This window comes from Pseudomonas sp. ChxA, from assembly GCF_030263855.1.
Classification (GTDB): domain Bacteria; phylum Pseudomonadota; class Gammaproteobacteria; order Pseudomonadales; family Pseudomonadaceae; genus Aquipseudomonas; species Aquipseudomonas fluorescens_CB.
Genome location: NZ_JARPMK010000001.1, coordinates 1,492,551 through 1,509,437, shown reverse-complemented (window position 1 = coordinate 1,509,437; position 16,887 = coordinate 1,492,551). Strand labels below are relative to the sequence as shown.

The following is a 16,887-nucleotide window of genomic DNA, read 5'->3' as shown; positions in this document are numbered from 1 at the left end:
TCGGTGTATCAGGTAGACCACGGTGATGCTATCGCAGGCAAGCCAGCTCCCACATTTTGATCTCCCTGCGCTCCAAGGCATACTTGCCGCCTCCAGTTCCCCAGAATTGCTAGCCCCATGCGTATCCACGTCAGCTTCATCGACCGCGTCGGCATTACCCAGGAAGTCCTGGCCTTGCTCGGTGGGCGCAATCTCAACCTGGATGCGGTGGAAATGGTGCCGCCCAACGTGTACATCGACGCGCCGACCCTGAGCGCCGAGGTGCTCGAAGAGCTGCGCGATGCGCTGTTCAGCGTGCACGGTGTGCAGGCTGTCACCGTGGTGGATATCCTCCCCGGCCAACGCCGCCACCTGCAACTTGACGCGCTGCTGGCGGCCATGACCGACCCGGTGCTGGCCCTGGACAGCGCGGGCAAGATCCTGCTGGCCAACCCGGCGCTGATCGCGCTGTATGGCCGCGAACCGGCGGGTGAAAGCATCAGCGCGTTGTTCAACGACCCGGCGCTGCTGGAGACTTTGCTCGAACAGGGCTTTCGTTTGCCGTTGCGCGAGATCAGCGTCAACGGCCAGACCTTTTTGCTCGACGCCACACCGATCACCGACGCCGGCGCCTTGCTGACGCTGTACCAGCCCAACCGCATCGGCGAGCAACTGTCGGCGCTGCATCACGACCATGCCGAAGGGTTTGATGCGCTGCTGGGCGAGTCCCCGGTGATCCGCACCCTCAAGGCGCGGGCGCAACGGGTGGCGGCGCTGGATGCGCCGCTGTTGATCCAGGGCGAAACCGGCACCGGCAAAGAGCTGGTCGCGCGTGCCTGCCATGCCATCAGCGCGCGGCACAGTGCACCGTTTTTGGCCTTGAACTGTGCGGCGTTGCCGGAGAACCTGGCCGAAAGTGAATTGTTCGGTTATGCGCCTGGCGCCTTTACCGGCGCACAGCGTGGCGGCAAGCCGGGGCTGATGGAGTTGGCCAACCAGGGCACGGTGTTCCTTGATGAGATCGGTGAGATGTCGCCGTATTTGCAGGCCAAGCTGCTGCGGTTTCTCAACGACGGCAGCTTTCGCCGGGTGGGCGGCGACCGCGAAGTGAAGGTCAATGTGCGCATCCTCAGCGCCACCCATCGCGACCTGGAAAAAATGGTCAGCGAAGGCACCTTCCGCGAAGACCTGTTTTACCGCCTTAATGTGCTCAACGTCGAAGTGCCGCCACTGCGCGAGCGCGGCCAGGACATTCTGCTGCTGGCCCGCTACTTCATGCAGCAGGCCTGTGCGCAGATCCAGCGCCCGGTGTGCCGCCTGGCGCCCGGCACTTACCCGGCGCTGCTCGGCAACCGCTGGCCGGGCAATGTGCGCCAGTTGCAGAACGTGATCTTCCGCGCCGCCGCCATCTGCGAAAGCAGCTTGGTGGACATTGGCGACCTCGACATCGCCGGCACCTCGGTGGCGCGCCAGAACGACGGCGAAGTCGACAGCCTGGAACAGGCGGTGGAAGACTTCGAGCGCAACCTGCTGGAAACCCTCTACGCCAGTTACCCCTCGACCCGCCAACTGGCGAGCCGCTTGCAGACATCCCATACGGCAATTGCCCATCGCCTGCGCAAGTACGGCATTCCCAATAAGCCCTGACTAAACACTATCAACCTGTGGGAGCTGGCTTGTGTGGGAGCTGGCTTGCCTGCGATAGCATCACCCTGGTTTGGCTGAAAGACCGAGGTGCCTGCATCGCAGGCAAGCCAGCTTCCACACAAGCCCGTTCCCATATGGAAGGCGTCCAGATTTTGGTCTGAGAACGACATCCAGTGTACTGAAAGCGCTACAGCGTAACGATATCGCTACAACCCTGTTTTTTACGCGCCATGCAAGGCTTTGATCCACATAGGCTTTTTTTGGTGTGCCTGAGTGTAGCGAAATCGCTACAGCTGAAAATCATATCATCATAACCAAAATAACTAAGCCTTTGATTTATAAAGATTTAATAACATTGGCCGCGATATTGCTAAGTAACTCCTCATTATTCCAATCCCGTCCACCAGACGAATCTGGCCCTGAGGAGTTTCCATGAGCGAGTTGCGTTTCACTGAAGATCACGAATGGCTGCGCGCCGAAGCCGATGGCAGCGTCACCGTGGGTATCACCGCTTTCGCGCAGAATGCGCTGGGTGATGTGGTTTTCGTGCAACTGCCGGAGTTGCAGGCTTACGACAAGGGCGCCGAAGCCTCCACCGTGGAGTCGGTCAAGGCGGCCAGCGGCGTGTACATGCCGCTGACCGGTGAAGTGCTGGAAGTGAACGACAAGCTGAGCGACAGCCCGGAACTGGTTAACGAAGACCCGATGGGCGAAGGCTGGTTCTTCCGCTTTAAACCCGCCGACGCCGATGCAGTGGCTAAGCTGTTGGATCAGGATGCGTACGACCGCCTGATCAAAGCCAACGCTGAAGCCTGAGGAGCGCGCCATGACCATCAATCTCAGCACCGCCAACGAATTCATCGCCCGCCACATCGGCCCGCGCCAGGAAGATGAGCAGCACATGCTCGCAAGCTTAGGCTTTGATTCCCTCGTAGCTCTCAGCGCCAGCGTGATCCCGGAAAGCATCAAGGGCACCAGCGTGCTCGGCCTGGAAGACGGCCTGAGCGAAGCCCAGGCCCTGGCCAAGATCAAGGCCATCGCCGGCAAGAACCAGCTGTTCAAGACTTACATCGGCCAGGGCTACTACAACTGCCACACGCCGTCGCCGATCCTGCGCAACCTGCTGGAAAACCCGGCCTGGTACACCGCCTACACCCCGTATCAACCCGAAATTTCCCAAGGCCGCCTGGAAGCGCTGCTGAATTTCCAGACCCTGATCAGCGACCTCACCGGCCTGCCCATCGCCAACGCGTCCTTGCTCGACGAAGCCACCGCCGCCGCCGAAGCCATGACCTTCTGCAAGCGCCTGAGCAAGAACAAGGGCAGCAATGCCTTCTTCGCCTCGATCCACAGCCACCCGCAAACCCTCGACGTGCTGCGCACCCGCGCCGAGCCGCTGGGCATCGACGTGGTGGTGGGCGATGAGCGTGAACTGACCGACGTCAGCGCGTTCTTCGGCGCCCTGCTGCAATACCCCGCCAGCAACGGTGACGTGTTTGATTACCGCGAACTGACCGAGCGTTTCCACGCCGCCAACGCACTGGTGGCCGTGGCCGCCGACCTGCTGGCCCTGACCCTGCTGACCCCGCCGGGTGAGTTCGGCGCCGACGTGGCCATCGGCAGCGCGCAACGCTTCGGCGTACCGCTGGGCTTTGGTGGCCCGCACGCGGCGTACTTCTCCACCAAGGATGCGTTCAAGCGCGATATGCCGGGCCGTCTGGTCGGTGTGTCGGTCGACCGTTTCGGCAAGCCGGCCCTGCGCCTGGCCATGCAGACCCGCGAGCAACATATCCGTCGCGAGAAAGCCACCAGCAACATCTGCACCGCGCAGGTCCTGTTGGCCAACATTGCCAGCATGTACGCCGTGTACCACGGCCCTAAAGGCCTGACCCAGATCGCCCAGCGCATTCACCAACTGACCGCGATCCTGGCCAAAGGCTTGACCGCCCTGGGCCTTAAGGTTGAGCAGGCAAACTTCTTCGACACGATCACCCTCAACACGGGCGCCAACACCGCCGCCCTGCACGACAAGGCCCGCGCCCAGCGCATCAACCTGCGTGTAGTCGATGCCGAGCGCGTTGGCCTGTCGGTCGACGAAACCACCACCCAGGCCGATATCGAAGCCCTGTGGGCGATCTTCGCCGACGGCCAGGCACTGCCGGCCTTTGCTGCGACTGAAAGCACCTTGCCCGCCGCGCTGCTGCGCCAGTCGCCGATCCTCAGCCACCCGGTGTTCAACCGTTACCACTCCGAAACCGAGCTGATGCGCTACCTGCGCAAGCTGGCCGACAAGGACCTGGCGCTGGACCGCACCATGATCCCGCTGGGTTCGTGCACCATGAAACTCAACGCCGCCAGCGAAATGATCCCGGTGACCTGGGCCGAATTCGGTGCCCTGCACCCGTTCGCACCGGCCGCACAAAGCGCCGGCTACCTGGAGCTGACCTCTGACCTGGAAGCCATGCTCTGCGCGGCCACCGGTTACGACGCGATCTCGCTGCAACCGAACGCCGGTTCCCAAGGTGAATACGCAGGCCTGCTGGCCATCCGTGCTTACCACCAGAGCCGTGGTGAAGAACGCCGCGACATCTGCCTGATCCCATCGTCGGCCCACGGCACAAACCCTGCGACCGCCAACATGGCCGGTATGCGCGTGGTGGTCACCGCCTGCGATGCACGCGGCAACGTCGACATCGAAGACTTGCGCGCCAAGGCCATCGAGCACCGCGAGCACCTCGCTGCGCTGATGATCACCTACCCGTCCACCCACGGCGTGTTCGAAGAAGGCATCCGCGAAATCTGCGCGATCATTCATGACAACGGCGGCCAGGTGTACATCGACGGCGCCAACATGAACGCGATGGTCGGCCTGTGCGCACCGGGCAAGTTCGGTGGCGACGTTTCCCACCTGAACCTGCACAAAACCTTCTGCATCCCGCACGGCGGTGGCGGCCCGGGCGTTGGCCCGATTGGGGTTAAATCCCACCTCACGCCATTCCTGCCAGGCCACGCGGCCATGGAGCGCAAGGAAGGCGCAGTGTGCGCGGCGCCATTTGGCAGCGCGAGCATTTTGCCGATCACCTGGATGTACATCAGCATGATGGGCGGCGCGGGCCTCAAGCGCGCCTCGCAGTTGGCGATCCTGAACGCCAACTATATTTCCCGTCGCCTCGAAGAGCATTACCCAGTGCTCTACACCGGCAGCAACGGCCTGGTGGCGCACGAATGCATCCTCGACCTGCGGCCATTGAAAGACAGCAGCGGCATCAGCGTGGATGACGTGGCCAAGCGGCTGATCGACTTTGGTTTCCATGCGCCGACCATGTCGTTCCCGGTGGCGGGCACCTTGATGATCGAGCCGACCGAAAGCGAATCCAAGGAAGAACTGGACCGCTTCTGTGACGCCATGATTGCCATCCGCGAGGAAATTCGCGCAGTCGAAAACGGCACCTTGGACAAGGACGACAACCCACTGAAAAACGCCCCGCACACGGCGGCTGAAATCGTCGGTGAATGGAGCCACCCATACAGCCGTGAACAGGCGGTGTACCCGGTTGCGTCGTTGATCGAAGGCAAGTACTGGCCGCCGGTTGGCCGCGTCGACAACGTGTTTGGCGACCGCAACCTGGTGTGCGCGTGCCCGTCGATCGAGAGCTACGCGTAACCTGACTGAACTCGGTCCATGTGGGAGATGGCTTTTGTGGGAGCTGGCTTGCCTGCGATGCAGGCACCTCGGTCTATCAGGTAGACCAGGGTGATGCTATCGCAGGCAAGCCAGCTCCCACATGGATCTCTTCCACAGTCAGGCCGAGTACATCCAGAAAATAATAAGAAACCGGAGAACAACCATGTCCCTTAGCGTGTTCGACCTGTTCAAGATTGGCATTGGCCCCTCCAGCTCCCACACCGTCGGCCCGATGCGTGCGGCGGCTCGATTCGTCGAAGGCCTCAAACGTGACAACCTGCTGAGCGCCACCAGCGGTATCAAGGTGGAACTCTATGGTTCACTGGGCGCCACCGGCAAAGGTCACGGCAGCGATAAGGCCGTGTTGCTGGGCCTGGAAGGCGAACACCCGGACACCGTGAATACCGAAACCGTCGCCGCACGCCTTGCGCAAATGCGCGGGGACGGTCGCTTGAACCTGCTCGGCGAACACAGCATTGCGTTCAACGAGAAAGAACACCTGGCGATGATTCGCAAGCCTCTCGCCTACCATCCCAATGGCATGATTTTTCGTGCCTTCGACGCCGCCGGTATCCAGATCCGCAGCCGCGAGTATTACTCGGTCGGCGGTGGGTTTGTGGTGGATGAAGACGCTGCCGGCGCTGACCGGATTGTCGAAGACACCACGCCGCTGACCTTCCCTTTCAAACATGCCAAGGACTTGCTTGGCCATTGCGCCACTTACGGGTTGTCCATCAGCCAGGTGATGCTGACCAATGAAAGTGCCTGGCGCCCGGAGGCGGAGACTCGCGCCGGCTTGCTGAACATCTGGCAGGTGATGCAGGACTGCGTGGATGCCGGTTGTCGCAACGAAGGTATCTTGCCCGGCGGCTTGAAGGTCAAGCGCCGTGCGGCGGCGCTGCATCGGCAGCTGTGCAAGAACCCCGAATCGGCATTGCGCGACCCGTTGTCGGTGCTCGATTGGGTCAACCTGTATGCGCTGGCGGTCAACGAAGAAAACGCCAACGGCGGGCGCGTCGTCACCGCACCTACCAACGGTGCGGCCGGGATTGTGCCGGCGGTGCTGCATTACTACATGCGCTTTATCCCGGGCGCGAACGAGGACGGCGTGGTGCGCTTTCTGCTCACCGCCGCCGCCATCGGGATTTTGTACAAAGAAAACGCGTCAATTTCCGGCGCCGAAGTCGGCTGCCAGGGCGAGGTCGGCGTGGCCTGTTCCATGGCTGCCGGCGCTTTGTGCGAAGTGTTGGGCGGCAGCGTGTCCCAAGTGGAAAACGCCGCCGAGATCGGCATGGAACACAACCTCGGCCTGACCTGCGACCCGATTGGCGGGCTGGTGCAGGTGCCGTGCATCGAGCGTAATGCCATGGGCTCGGTCAAGGCGATCAATGCGGTGCGCATGGCCTTGCGCGGCGACGGGCAGCACTTCGTCTCGCTGGATAAAGTCATCCGCACCATGCGCCAGACCGGCGCCGATATGAAAAGCAAATACAAGGAAACCGCCCGTGGCGGTTTGGCCGTCAACATTATCGAGTGCTGACGCCCACCAGCGCGTCCGCACGTTTTTCAGGAGCTGAACATGTCCACCGAAACCCTGTTGAAAACCCCATTGCACGCGCTGCACATCGAGCTGGGCGCACGCATGGTGCCCTTCGCCGGCTACGACATGCCGGTGCAATACCCGCTGGGCGTAATGAAGGAACACCTGCACACCCGTGATCAAGCCGGGCTGTTCGACGTGTCCCACATGGGCCAGATCCGCCTGACCGGCGCGAATGCCGCCAAGGCCCTGGAAACCCTGGTGCCGGTCGACATCATCGACCTGCCAGTCGGCATGCAGCGCTACGCCATGTTCACCAATGACCAGGGCGGCATCCTCGACGACCTGATGGTGGCCAACCTGGGCAACGACGAACTGTTCCTGGTGGTCAACGCGGCCTGCAAGGACCAGGACCTGGCCCACCTGCGCAAACACATTGGCGAGCAGTGCAGTATCGAGCCGCTGTTCGAAGAGCGCGCCCTGCTGGCCCTGCAAGGCCCGGCAGCCGTGAAAGTGCTGGCGCGCCTGGCGCCGGAAGTGACCAAGATGACCTTCATGCAGTTCGCCACCCTGCGCTTGCTGGGCGTGGACTGCTACGTGAGCCGCTCGGGCTACACCGGTGAAGACGGTTTTGAGATTTCCGTACCGGCGGCCAATGCCGAGAGCCTGGCACGCAGCCTGCTGGCCGAAGCCGAAGTTCAAGCCATCGGCCTGGGCGCCCGCGATTCCCTGCGCCTGGAAGCTGGCCTGTGCCTCTACGGCCATGACATGAACACCGAGACCACGCCGATTGAAGCCAGCCTGCTGTGGGCGATCTCCAAGGCCCGTCGTGCCGATGGCGCACGTGCCGGTGGCTTCCCGGGCGCCGACCGCATCTTCACCCAGCAGCAAGCCGGTGTAAGCCGCAAGCGCGTGGGCCTGCTGCCACAGGAACGGACCCCGGTGCGTGAAGGTGCAGAAATCGTCGACGAACATGGCACGGTGATCGGCAGCGTGTGCAGCGGCGGGTTTGGCCCGACCTTGGGCGGCCCGCTGGCCATGGGTTACCTGGACAGCGCATTTGTCGCACTGGACACCGAAGTGTCTGCGTTGGTACGTGGGAAAAAGGTGCCACTACGTGTAAGTAAAATGCCATTTGTACCGCAACGTTACTACCGTGGCTGATTGACTGTTCCAATAAGTAACGCGGTTGCGTTAACGCGCACTAATTTGTAACGCAACCGCCATAAAATAGTGCATTGACGATAGTCTTTTTACTAGGCGCCAGCCTATAACAAGTGAGCAACGCTATCGAATATGTGGGATCCACTTTTAGTCAACGAAGTGTCATATGGCCGAGCAAAACCTGGGGGTTTGCGGGGCTTGTTTTTTCTGTATTAGTTGACGTAGAGTTTAGCCACTGTGTTTGCATGGGTCGCTTTGAACCTGGACCTGGGCAGTAGCCATAAGTTTGCTACAACCCGTTCGACGTCTCTTACTTTCCTGCAACCCAGCCCAGTACTCTTTCATGTGAAAGGGGCTGTCATTAATTTTTAGCGTCAAAGGAAAGAAGAAAATGGCTGATCGTCAGAGCGGTACCGTCAAGTGGTTTAACGACGAGAAAGGGTTTGGTTTTATCACTCCAGAAAGCGGTCCGGATCTGTTCGTGCATTTCCGCGCTATTCAAGGCAACGGCTTCAAGAGCCTGAAAGAAGGCCAGAAAGTCACCTTCCTTGCCGTGCAAGGCCAGAAAGGCATGCAGGCTGACGAAGTACAAGCAGAAGGCTGATCCTTACTGCGACAAAAAGCCCCTGATGGTGACATCAGGGGCTTTTTTATGTGCGTTTGCTCGTAAAATGGCTTTTTTCTCAAGAGAGACGGCCATGCCCAAACCTTTGTTGAGCCCCCAAGGCGAATTCCCCGCCGTTGGCCTGGGCCGTCGTCTGGCAGCGATGTTCTATGACTTCCTGTTATGCACCGCCCTGCTGATCGTCACCGCGTTTATCTACAAGCTGGTGTGGATGGCGTTTATCGGCGAAGCCAGGATGCGCACGCTCACCGAGTCCGGCGCGCTCGACGGCGACCCGCTGCTGTCGACGATTCTGTTTTTTGTACTGTTTGGTTTTTTCGCCAAGTTCTGGACCCATTCGGGGCAGACGTTGGGCATGCAGGTGTGGGGCGTGCGCGTACAGAACGCCGACGGCTCGCGCATCAGCCTGTGGCAGGCGCTGCTGCGGTTTGTGGTGGCGATTGCGTCGTGGTTGTGCGTGGGGCTGGGGTTTATCTGGTCGGTGTTTGATAAGCGCAAGCGTAGCTGGCATGACATCTACTCGGATACGCAGCTGGTGCGGATCCCGAAGCAGAAGAAGTAACCCAAGAGCACCGCAGTTACAGTGTGGGAGCTGGCTTGCCTGTGATGGCGGCCTATCAGTCAATATTGCTGTGACTGAACGACCGCTATCGCAGGCAAGCCAGCTCCCACATTTGTTATGTGTTCAACTCAGGCTCAGGCGTTGCCAGCCAGTTTGAGGCGCGCGGCCTGGGTGCGGATCCCGAAGCAGAAGAAGTAACCCAAGAGCACCGCAGTTACAGTGTGGGAGCTGGCTTGCCTGCGATGGCGGCCTATCAGTCAATATTGCTGTGACTGAAAGACCGCTATCGCAGGCAAGCCAGCTCCCACATTTGTTATGTGTTCAACTCAGGCTCAGGCGTTGCCAGCCAGTTTGAGGCGCGCGGCCTGGGTGAAGTCCAACATGCGCTTGAGCGGGCGCACGGCGTGCGGGATCACCGACGGCTCTACAAAAATCTCATTACTGCCCTCACGCAAACACTGCAGCGTGCGCTCCAGTGTGTTCATCGCCATCCACGGGCAGTGCGCGCAACTGCGGCAGGCCGCGCCGTTGCCGGCGGTCGGTGCCTCAACGAAGACTTTATCCGGGCACAGCTGCTGCATCTTGTAGAAGATGCCGCGATCGGTGGCCACGATAAAGGTCTTGTTCGGCAAACGCTGGGCTGCGGCAATCAGCTGGCTGGTGGAACCCACCGCATCTGCCAGCTCGATCACTGCCGTCGGCGATTCCGGGTGCACCAGGATCGCAGCGTCCGGGTACAGCGCCTTCATGTCTTCGAGTTGCTTGGACTTGAACTCTTCGTGGACGATGCACGCGCCGTCCCACAGCAACATATCCGCACCGGTCTGGCGCTGAATGTAAGTGCCCAGATGCTTGTCCGGCCCCCAGATAATCGTCTCGCCGTTGTCCATCAGGCTTTCGACGATTTCCAGCGCACAGCTGGAGGTAACCACCCAGTCGGCACGGGCTTTGACCGCCGCCGAGGTGTTGGCGTACACCACCACCGTGCGCTCCGGGTGCTGGTCGCAGAACGCCGAGAACTCATCCACCGGGCAGCCCAGGTCCAAAGAGCAAGTGGCTTCCAGGGTGGGCATGAGGATGCGTTTTTCGGGGGTAAGGATCTTGGCGGTCTCGCCCATGAAACGCACGCCGGCGACCAACACGGTCTTGGCCGGATGGGCAGCGCCAAAGCGGGCCATTTCCAGGGAGTCGGAGACGCAGCCGCCGGTTTCTTCAGCCAGGGCCTGAATCACCGGGTCGCAATAGAAGTGGGCCACCAGCACCGCGTCCTGAGCCTTGAGCTCGGCGGCAATGGCGCTGCGCAGGCTCGCCTCTTCATCGGCACTCAGCGCCTTGGGCTGCTTGGCGTCGAGGTGGGCTTGAACCAGTAGGCGTTCGGAAATTTGCGTCATGTTCGCAAGACCTGCAAGCGCAGTAAGCGCGAAAGTCGAGTGTACCACCGGCTCTGGAGCCCTTCGGGCGCCGCCGGACGAAGTGATTGTGTTCATCAAGCACGGGTAAAGCTGCGCAAGGCTACAGAATATCGAATCGATTCAAAAGCCTAATCTGGCATCCAGGCGCACGCCTGTCGGGCAAAAAAAACGGGAAGGCCCCGTGATGAGCCTTCCCGCTTTCATGGCGCGCAACCTCAGCGCATCAGTACAGCGGGATAGTCCTTTAGCAGCACCGAATCCTGCATGGCCGCCAGGGCGTCCTTCAAGGTTGATTGCTCCAGCGCGTCCTTGGACTTTTTAACCTCCTGGGCTGCGTGCTCCAGCAACGCCAGGTAGTCGCGTTTGGACGAGCCTTCTTTCGGCACCACCGTGTCTGACACCAACTGGGCCATCTCGTACTTCTGGGTCCGGGTGTTCTGCACCGCCGACTGCGACACAGAAGCACTCGCCAGTTGGCCATCCTTATAGGAGAAGCTCGCGGTGCTGCTGGCCTTGTCCTGCACTTGCACATACAGGTAGTTCTGCGATTCGCGGGTGCCATCCAACACCGGTGGCTCGCCACCGGTGAGGCTTTTGTGGAAGTTTGCCGACAGCACCGACTGCTGGTTCTGGGTCACGCTGCGGTCCGCGCTGCTGCGGCCATTGACCTGGGTCTTCTGCGACACGGTGTAGGAGAAGCTGTCGACTTCCGTAGGACGCATTGCGTTGGACGCACCGACGGCCTGCTTGATCGAAGCCTTGAAGTCCGCCAGCCCTGTCAGCAAACCTTTGTCGGTCGGGTTGTTGCTCAATGCATTCGTTGCGCCAGCGCCTTGGGGATAGTTGCTGTTCATGGCGCTGAACGCATCCTTGAACATCGCCATCAAATCAGCATTGGCACTACCGCGCTGTTGCACCCGGTCGAACTGGGCGAGGTAGGTTTTCATCGCCTTGGCCTGCTGTTTGGAGTCACCCAGGATTGCGCGGTTTTTCAGGTCCACAGACAGGTCGACGTCGCCGGCCGGGCCACTCATACGTGTGGTGCGGCTTTGGCTGTCGGCGTGGAACGCCAGGCTCATGTCCTCGCCCCCCTGGGTTTTGACTTTGGCGTTGAGGTCCACCGACGCCAACACGCTGGTGTCGAACTGGGTCAGTTTGCTCAGGTCGAGTTTCGGCGGTACGGCGGTCAACCCATCGACCGAAGCCTGGAACGCCGCCCCCAATTGGCCGACGGCTTTGAGTTCATCCGCGGTCAAATCGCCGCCGTCGACGGTGGCCTGCACGCCCAAGCCGTCTTTCTGACTGAACAGGCTGAACGTCACCGTCTTACCGCTGGCGGTCTTGATGCTGAGGCTGATTTGGTTGTCGGCCTTGCTGTGCAACACCGCCTGGTCGGCCTTGATCCCGCCCATATCACCGGCACGCTCTGCCGTGGTGTTGAGCACCGATTGTGAAATCCCCGCCCCGCCGCCCCCGGTGAACTGATCCACCAACGCAGCACCGAGGCCGCCGTAACGGCTAGCCGTGGAGATTGAACCGAAGCGTTGGCTGATCGCCTGGGTGACTGCGTCCTGATTATCGTTTTCCCAGGCCCACACGGTTTCGCGGCCGGGGAGCTGCCCGTTTTTGGAATAGAGATCGATAACGTCGGCCACGGGATTTCCGAGGCTGACCACGGAAGACGGCCGGGCCGGTGAGACGTCGAGGGTGTTCGCAAGCGCTGCCGGCGGTGAGGTCGTGGCGGCGCGAAGAATGAGGGGATTGGTCGCGATGATCGGCGTTAGTGTAGTCATGACAGTCCGTGTCCTAAAAGCTGATTAGCCTTCAATCTAACCAAGACACGCCGCGATTGACAGCATTGAGGTCAAAACTTACGGCAAAGGACCACGCCAAAAAAACGGCCCTTTGCCGTTATCCACAGGTCAGAAGCGGTAAGTCACCGAACCACCAAAACCATTGGCACTGTTTTCATACTTGGCGTCGTAGGTGAGCGCCAACTGTGGGTTGTTGTCACGCACCTTGATCGGCTCTTCCTTGAGGTAGGAATAGGCCACGTCGAAGGTCAGGTTGTCGACGGGCGTCCAGCCGGCACCCAGGCTGAAGACGGTGCGGTCGCCCGTCGGAATGCGCACCGAACGGTCGGTGTTGTTGGTGGGCGTCTGGTCCACCGAGAAACCGGTACGCAGCACCAGCTGCTTGTTGAGCTGGTACGACAGGCCGATCGCGTGAGACCAGGTGTCGTGCCAATGCTGCTCTTCGGTGATGGAACCCAGGCCGGCCAGCTCGGCAGTAATGTCCGACACACCGGAGTTGTTGACCGTGATCTTCTTCAACTGGCTCCAGCGCGTGTAGGTGCTGCCCACGTAGAGGGTCAAGGCGTCGGTCAGTTGGTGCGTGACCGAGAAGTCCACGGACGACGGCGTGGTGACGTTCAGCTTGGCGTCGTACTTCTGCGCCCCGCCGTCGAGCAAATCGGAGAGCACGCCCGAGGCGTTGGTATGGCCGCTCAGGTGATAGACCACTTGCGAGTGGTAAGTAACGCCGACGCGGGTACTGTCCAGGGCCTGCACCAGGATACCGGCGTTGAAGCCCATCGCGGTGTCGTCACCCTTGATCTTGACCGTCTCGGTGCCCAAGCCGAACGCCGGGACTTTGGAGTCCAGCTCGCCGGTGATTTTGTTGAAGGTCGGGCCGAAACCTACCGAGACCTTGTCGTTGAACGCATAGCTGACCGTCGGCTGCACGGTGAGGACCTGAACCTTGCTCTTGTTACCAAAGCCGTTGCCCTGGAAGCTGTGTTCATAGTCGGTCACCAGGCCAAACGGCGCGTAGACCCCCAGGCCAAAGGCCCAGTGTTCATCAATCGGCGTCACCAGATAACCCATCGGCACGGCAATGCCGGGGACCATGTCGCCTTTGTTGGTGCCTGGGTTGTCGGCGCCGCCTTGAGAGGAGCTGGCGTCCTTGATGTTGGTTTTGGCATCCAGGTAGGTCGCACCGATGCTGACTTCATTGTGCTTGATGCGCGACATGCCGGCCGGGTTGCCGAACACCGTGCTGGCGTCGTCGGCCGAGGAAGAACGCCCGGCGTAGCCTGTACCCATTGAGCTGATACTTTGCTCGTTGAGTGCGAAACCACCGGCGAGCAGTTGTGTGGAGGCGAGCGAAATGGAGAGCGCCAAGGCGCTTTTAAGAGTTTTGTTATTCATTATTAGGACTCGAATTATTGGGCAGCGCTGGGGAAACTACCAACGTTCGAGCGGAGCGTTTATGAAGAGTTTTTCATGCTCTGGATTGTCGGACAATCTCAGGATTTTCAAAGACTTTGCCCGATTTTCCGTGTCCTTTTATGACTTTTTAACCTGATCGTGACTGGTGAGTTTCACCCTTGCGCTTTACGGGCTCCAATACTTATTGGCCGTAGCGATAGTCGAAAACTCCGTCGCCCCGCCACTCGGTTCCTCGCCTAGGCTCGGCCAGAGTGGTTGAATCAAAAGCCAGATCAAGTGCGAAGCAAAAGCCTGTCTACCTGATGCAACGCGGTTTAAGTGTGGGAGCGGGCTTGCTCGCGAATGCGGTGTGTCAGAAACAGATGAATTGACTGACCCACCGTATTCGCGAGCAAGCCCGCTCCCACAGTTGATCGCATGCAGTTTTGAATATGAGGTCGGCTGCGGATTTGCAGGCATTGAAGAGCTGCTTTTCTTTGGGAGCTGCCTTTCTGTGGGAGCTGGCTTGCCTGCGATTCAGACACCTCGGTACATCAGGCACACAGAGTTGATGCCATCGCAGGCAAGCCAGCTCCCACCTTTGACCGAGTATGGCTCTGCTGTTGCTGTTGCTGTTGCTCTGGCCCTTACATCCTTTTCGATGACGAAGTCAGCGGTCTTTTGATCTGCGCTTGTGATCTTGATCTGAAATCGCCCCGTTAAACACGATGGCCGGAATTCGACAGTGATTTGGGGGGTAAACCGGCAGGGATGCCGGTTTAGCCGCGCTGGGCCAAGGATGGCCCATCGCGGCGGCCCCCCAAATCACTGTCGGATTGCGGGCATGCCGAGCCTAAGCGAGGCACCGAGTGTTGGGGCGAAGACTTTTTGGTTACTTTTGTGTCTTTACAAAAGTGACCCGCCGTAAGGGCGGAACCCTACTCAGCCGTTACCGCAGCAACGGATATACCCCCAGCGCCCCCACCCACAAATACCCCCCCATAAACACACCGATTAAGCGATTCCACTGCAACAATCAAAACCATCTCTCATCACATCGCCCACCCCAAAACCCAGCAAAACAAGGCTCACCCAGTAGCCGCCCATCATCCCGCACCAATTCCGTGCATTTATTTGCTGAATAACGCGTCATTCATCACGTTTTGTGTAATAAATCCTACAGCCGATGTAACAATCCGTTTAAACATGACTCAAGAGCGGCAAGTCACTGAGTCCACGGTCTGGCCCAGCGGCATGAATCATGTGTATTTCTACGTTAAGGATGTCGAGTGTCGAATCAGCCCTCAACCGCACGCTTGCGCCCAACCCGCACACTGGGCCTCGCCCTGCTCTGCCTCTGCACACTGCCAGTGGCCGCCGCCGACGGCCCACAACCCGGCCAGGAAGCCCTGCGCTTGCAGCAGCAACAGCAACGCGACCTGCAGCAATTGCAACTGGAACAACGCCAGCGGCAAATGCAACGAGGCAGCTTCGGCACACAACCGATTACGCCAGCCCTGCCGGCCGACATCAGCAAGGATGAGCGCTGCTGGCCGCTCAACGGCACACGCGTCGCCGGAGTCACACTGTTCAGCAAAACCGAACTGAACACACACATCAAACCCTACGTGGCCGCGTGCATGGGCGTCACCCAGATCAACCGCCTGCTGGCCGAGATCACTCGCCTGTACGTCGAGGCCGGTTATATCGCCAGCCGCCCGTACCTGATCAGCACCCCGGCCGCCGGGCAACCGCTGGATATCCATGTCGAAGAAGGCTACCTCGAAGCCATCGAACTGGCCGACCAAAGCTTGCCCGTGTCCCTGGCCGGCGCCTTCCCCGGGCTGCTCGGCAAGCCACTGAACCTGCGCGACCTGGAGCAAGGCCTGGACCAGCTCAACCGCCTGCGCTCGGTGGACCTCACCGCCGATATCGCCCCCGGCAGTGAACCGGGTGCCTCGCGCATCATCCTGCGTTCGCGCAGTAGCGCCTCACGTTGGGGGCTGGGCCTGGGGGTGGATAACCTTGGCAGCGCCGGCACCGGGCGTGATCGCAACGCCATCAGCCTGAGCCTGGACAGCCCGCTGCAGCTCAACGATTCACTCAACCTGAGTTTCAGCGACACGCTCAACCACGGCCCGCGTTACAGCCGCAGCAACAGCCTGTTTTATTCGATCCCCTACGGCTACTGGACCTACAGCCTGTTCGCCAGCCATGCCGAATACCGCTCTCCACTCAAGGTCAGCAGCACCACGCTGTACAACAGCGGCCGTACCGATCAGGTCAGCCTGCGCACCGACCGCGTGCTGTGGCGCGACCAAAGCCATCAACTCAGCGCCAACCTGCAACTGGCCTACAAGGACGTCGACAGCTACCTGCAAAAGGTCCGCTTGGGCATTCAGAGCCCAACGCTGAGCGTGGCCGAGGCCGGTTTGAATCTGTTCTGGCTCAACAGCGCGGTGTGGAACCTGGACGTCAATTACGCCCAGGGCCTGACCTGGTTCGGCGCTGATCGCGATGCAGACCAAGTGCAGAAAAACCTGCCCCAGGCGCAGTTTCACAAGTACCGCGCCAACCTCACTCAATGGCGCAACGGCCAATGGCGCACGCAACCCTGGCAGTGGCAGAGCCAGCTGTCTGCGCAATACAGCCCGGACCGCTTACCCGCCATTGAGCAACTGCTGGGCACCGACGATTCCGCTGTGCGTGGCTACCGCGAAAACAGTGCCTCGGGCGCCATCGGCGCGGTGTGGCGCAATACCTTGCGCCTGCCGCTCAACAGCGACCTGCCGGTAAAAATCACCCCGCGCCTGGGCCTGGACAACGGTTGGGTCAAGCGCGAACACGGCGCCCCAGGCCAACGCCTGAGCGGCGCGAGTGCCGGGCTCAACCTGAGCTGGAAGAACGTGCAGCTCGACGTCGATTATCAACGCAATTTGCACACGCCAACCGGCTTTGGCCCGGAGCCGCAGGTCTGGCTGACACGTCTTAGCTTGCAGATTTAAACCAACACCCGATTAGCCTGAAACAACCGCCGTACCTGACCACCCCAGTAGCGTTGCAA

General features: G+C 60.3%; 11 protein-coding genes. 8 read left to right on the top strand and 3 right to left on the bottom strand.

Translation table 11 applies throughout. The features are described from left to right. Window positions 1-117: 117 nt before the first annotated feature. The 7 genes from gcsR to P5706_RS06640 all read left to right on the top strand — a co-directional run bounded on the left by gcsR (window position 118) and on the right by P5706_RS06640 (window position 9,202). On the top strand, window positions 118-1,626 hold the full coding sequence (gene gcsR, locus P5706_RS06670; RefSeq protein ID WP_099486454.1) for a transcriptional regulator GcsR: 1,509 nt from the start codon (window positions 118-120) through the stop codon (window positions 1,624-1,626). Window positions 1,627-2,058: 432 nt separating this feature from the next. Continuing rightward, the gene (gene gcvH, locus P5706_RS06665) at window positions 2,059-2,442 is read left to right on the top strand and encodes a glycine cleavage system protein GcvH (RefSeq protein WP_078738842.1); all 384 of its coding nucleotides are present in this window, start codon (window positions 2,059-2,061) and stop codon (window positions 2,440-2,442) included. Window positions 2,443-2,452: 10 nt separating this feature from the next. Further along, window positions 2,453-5,290: an aminomethyl-transferring glycine dehydrogenase gene (gene gcvP / locus P5706_RS06660; RefSeq protein ID WP_285678817.1), complete on the top strand. Its 2,838-nt coding sequence runs from the start codon at window positions 2,453-2,455 to the stop codon at window positions 5,288-5,290. Between the two features lie 184 nt (window positions 5,291-5,474). Further along, entirely contained in the window at window positions 5,475-6,851 is a 1,377-nt protein-coding gene (locus tag P5706_RS06655; RefSeq protein ID WP_017139145.1) for an L-serine ammonia-lyase, read from the top strand. A 39-nt stretch (window positions 6,852-6,890) separates the two neighbouring features. Further along, complete coding sequence (gcvT, locus tag P5706_RS06650) at window positions 6,891-8,015, top strand: glycine cleavage system aminomethyltransferase GcvT (RefSeq protein ID WP_200433832.1); 1,125 nt, start codon at window positions 6,891-6,893, stop codon at window positions 8,013-8,015. Window positions 8,016-8,406: 391 nt separating this feature from the next. Beyond that, entirely contained in the window at window positions 8,407-8,619 is a 213-nt protein-coding gene (locus tag P5706_RS06645) for a cold-shock protein (RefSeq protein ID WP_056858586.1), read from the top strand. A gap of 94 nt (window positions 8,620-8,713) precedes the next feature. After that, window positions 8,714-9,202: an RDD family protein gene (locus tag P5706_RS06640; protein ID WP_285678816.1), complete on the top strand. Its 489-nt coding sequence runs from the start codon at window positions 8,714-8,716 to the stop codon at window positions 9,200-9,202. 332 nt (window positions 9,203-9,534) lie between these two features. On the opposite strand, the gene nadA is transcribed toward P5706_RS06640, so the two are convergent. The 3 genes from nadA to P5706_RS06625 form a co-directional block, all read right to left on the bottom strand. Next, window positions 9,535-10,593 carry a quinolinate synthase NadA gene (gene nadA / locus P5706_RS06635; RefSeq protein ID WP_056858584.1) on the bottom strand — a complete coding sequence of 353 codons (1,059 nt, stop codon included), beginning with the start codon at window positions 10,591-10,593 and terminating at the stop codon, window positions 9,535-9,537. Between the two features lie 236 nt (window positions 10,594-10,829). Next, complete coding sequence (locus tag P5706_RS06630; protein ID WP_285682659.1) at window positions 10,830-12,269, bottom strand: lactate dehydrogenase; 1,440 nt, start codon at window positions 12,267-12,269, stop codon at window positions 10,830-10,832. A 267-nt stretch (window positions 12,270-12,536) separates the two neighbouring features. Then, window positions 12,537-13,823, bottom strand: coding sequence for an OmpP1/FadL family transporter (locus tag P5706_RS06625; RefSeq protein WP_200433830.1), 1,287 nt, complete (start codon window positions 13,821-13,823; stop codon window positions 12,537-12,539). A 1,289-nt stretch (window positions 13,824-15,112) separates the two neighbouring features. Between P5706_RS06625 and P5706_RS06620 the strand changes: the two genes are divergently transcribed. Continuing rightward, window positions 15,113-16,828, top strand: coding sequence for a ShlB/FhaC/HecB family hemolysin secretion/activation protein (locus P5706_RS06620; RefSeq protein WP_425540570.1), 1,716 nt, complete (start codon window positions 15,113-15,115; stop codon window positions 16,826-16,828). Window positions 16,829-16,887 lie beyond the last annotated feature (59 nt).

Coding starts and splice junctions, on each gene's coding strand:
- gcsR (WP_099486454.1), top strand. CDS start 118: ATGCGTATCCACGTCAGCTTCATCGACCGCGTCGGCATTACCCAGGAA.
- gcvH (WP_078738842.1), top strand. CDS start 2,059: ATGAGCGAGTTGCGTTTCACTGAAGATCACGAATGGCTGCGCGCCGAA.
- gcvP (WP_285678817.1), top strand. CDS start 2,453: ATGACCATCAATCTCAGCACCGCCAACGAATTCATCGCCCGCCACATC.
- P5706_RS06655 (WP_017139145.1), top strand. CDS start 5,475: ATGTCCCTTAGCGTGTTCGACCTGTTCAAGATTGGCATTGGCCCCTCC.
- gcvT (WP_200433832.1), top strand. CDS start 6,891: ATGTCCACCGAAACCCTGTTGAAAACCCCATTGCACGCGCTGCACATC.
- P5706_RS06645 (WP_056858586.1), top strand. CDS start 8,407: ATGGCTGATCGTCAGAGCGGTACCGTCAAGTGGTTTAACGACGAGAAA.
- P5706_RS06640 (WP_285678816.1), top strand. CDS start 8,714: ATGCCCAAACCTTTGTTGAGCCCCCAAGGCGAATTCCCCGCCGTTGGC.
- nadA (WP_056858584.1), bottom strand. CDS start 10,593: ATGACGCAAATTTCCGAACGCCTACTGGTTCAAGCCCACCTCGACGCC.
- P5706_RS06625 (WP_200433830.1), bottom strand. CDS start 13,823: ATGAATAACAAAACTCTTAAAAGCGCCTTGGCGCTCTCCATTTCGCTC.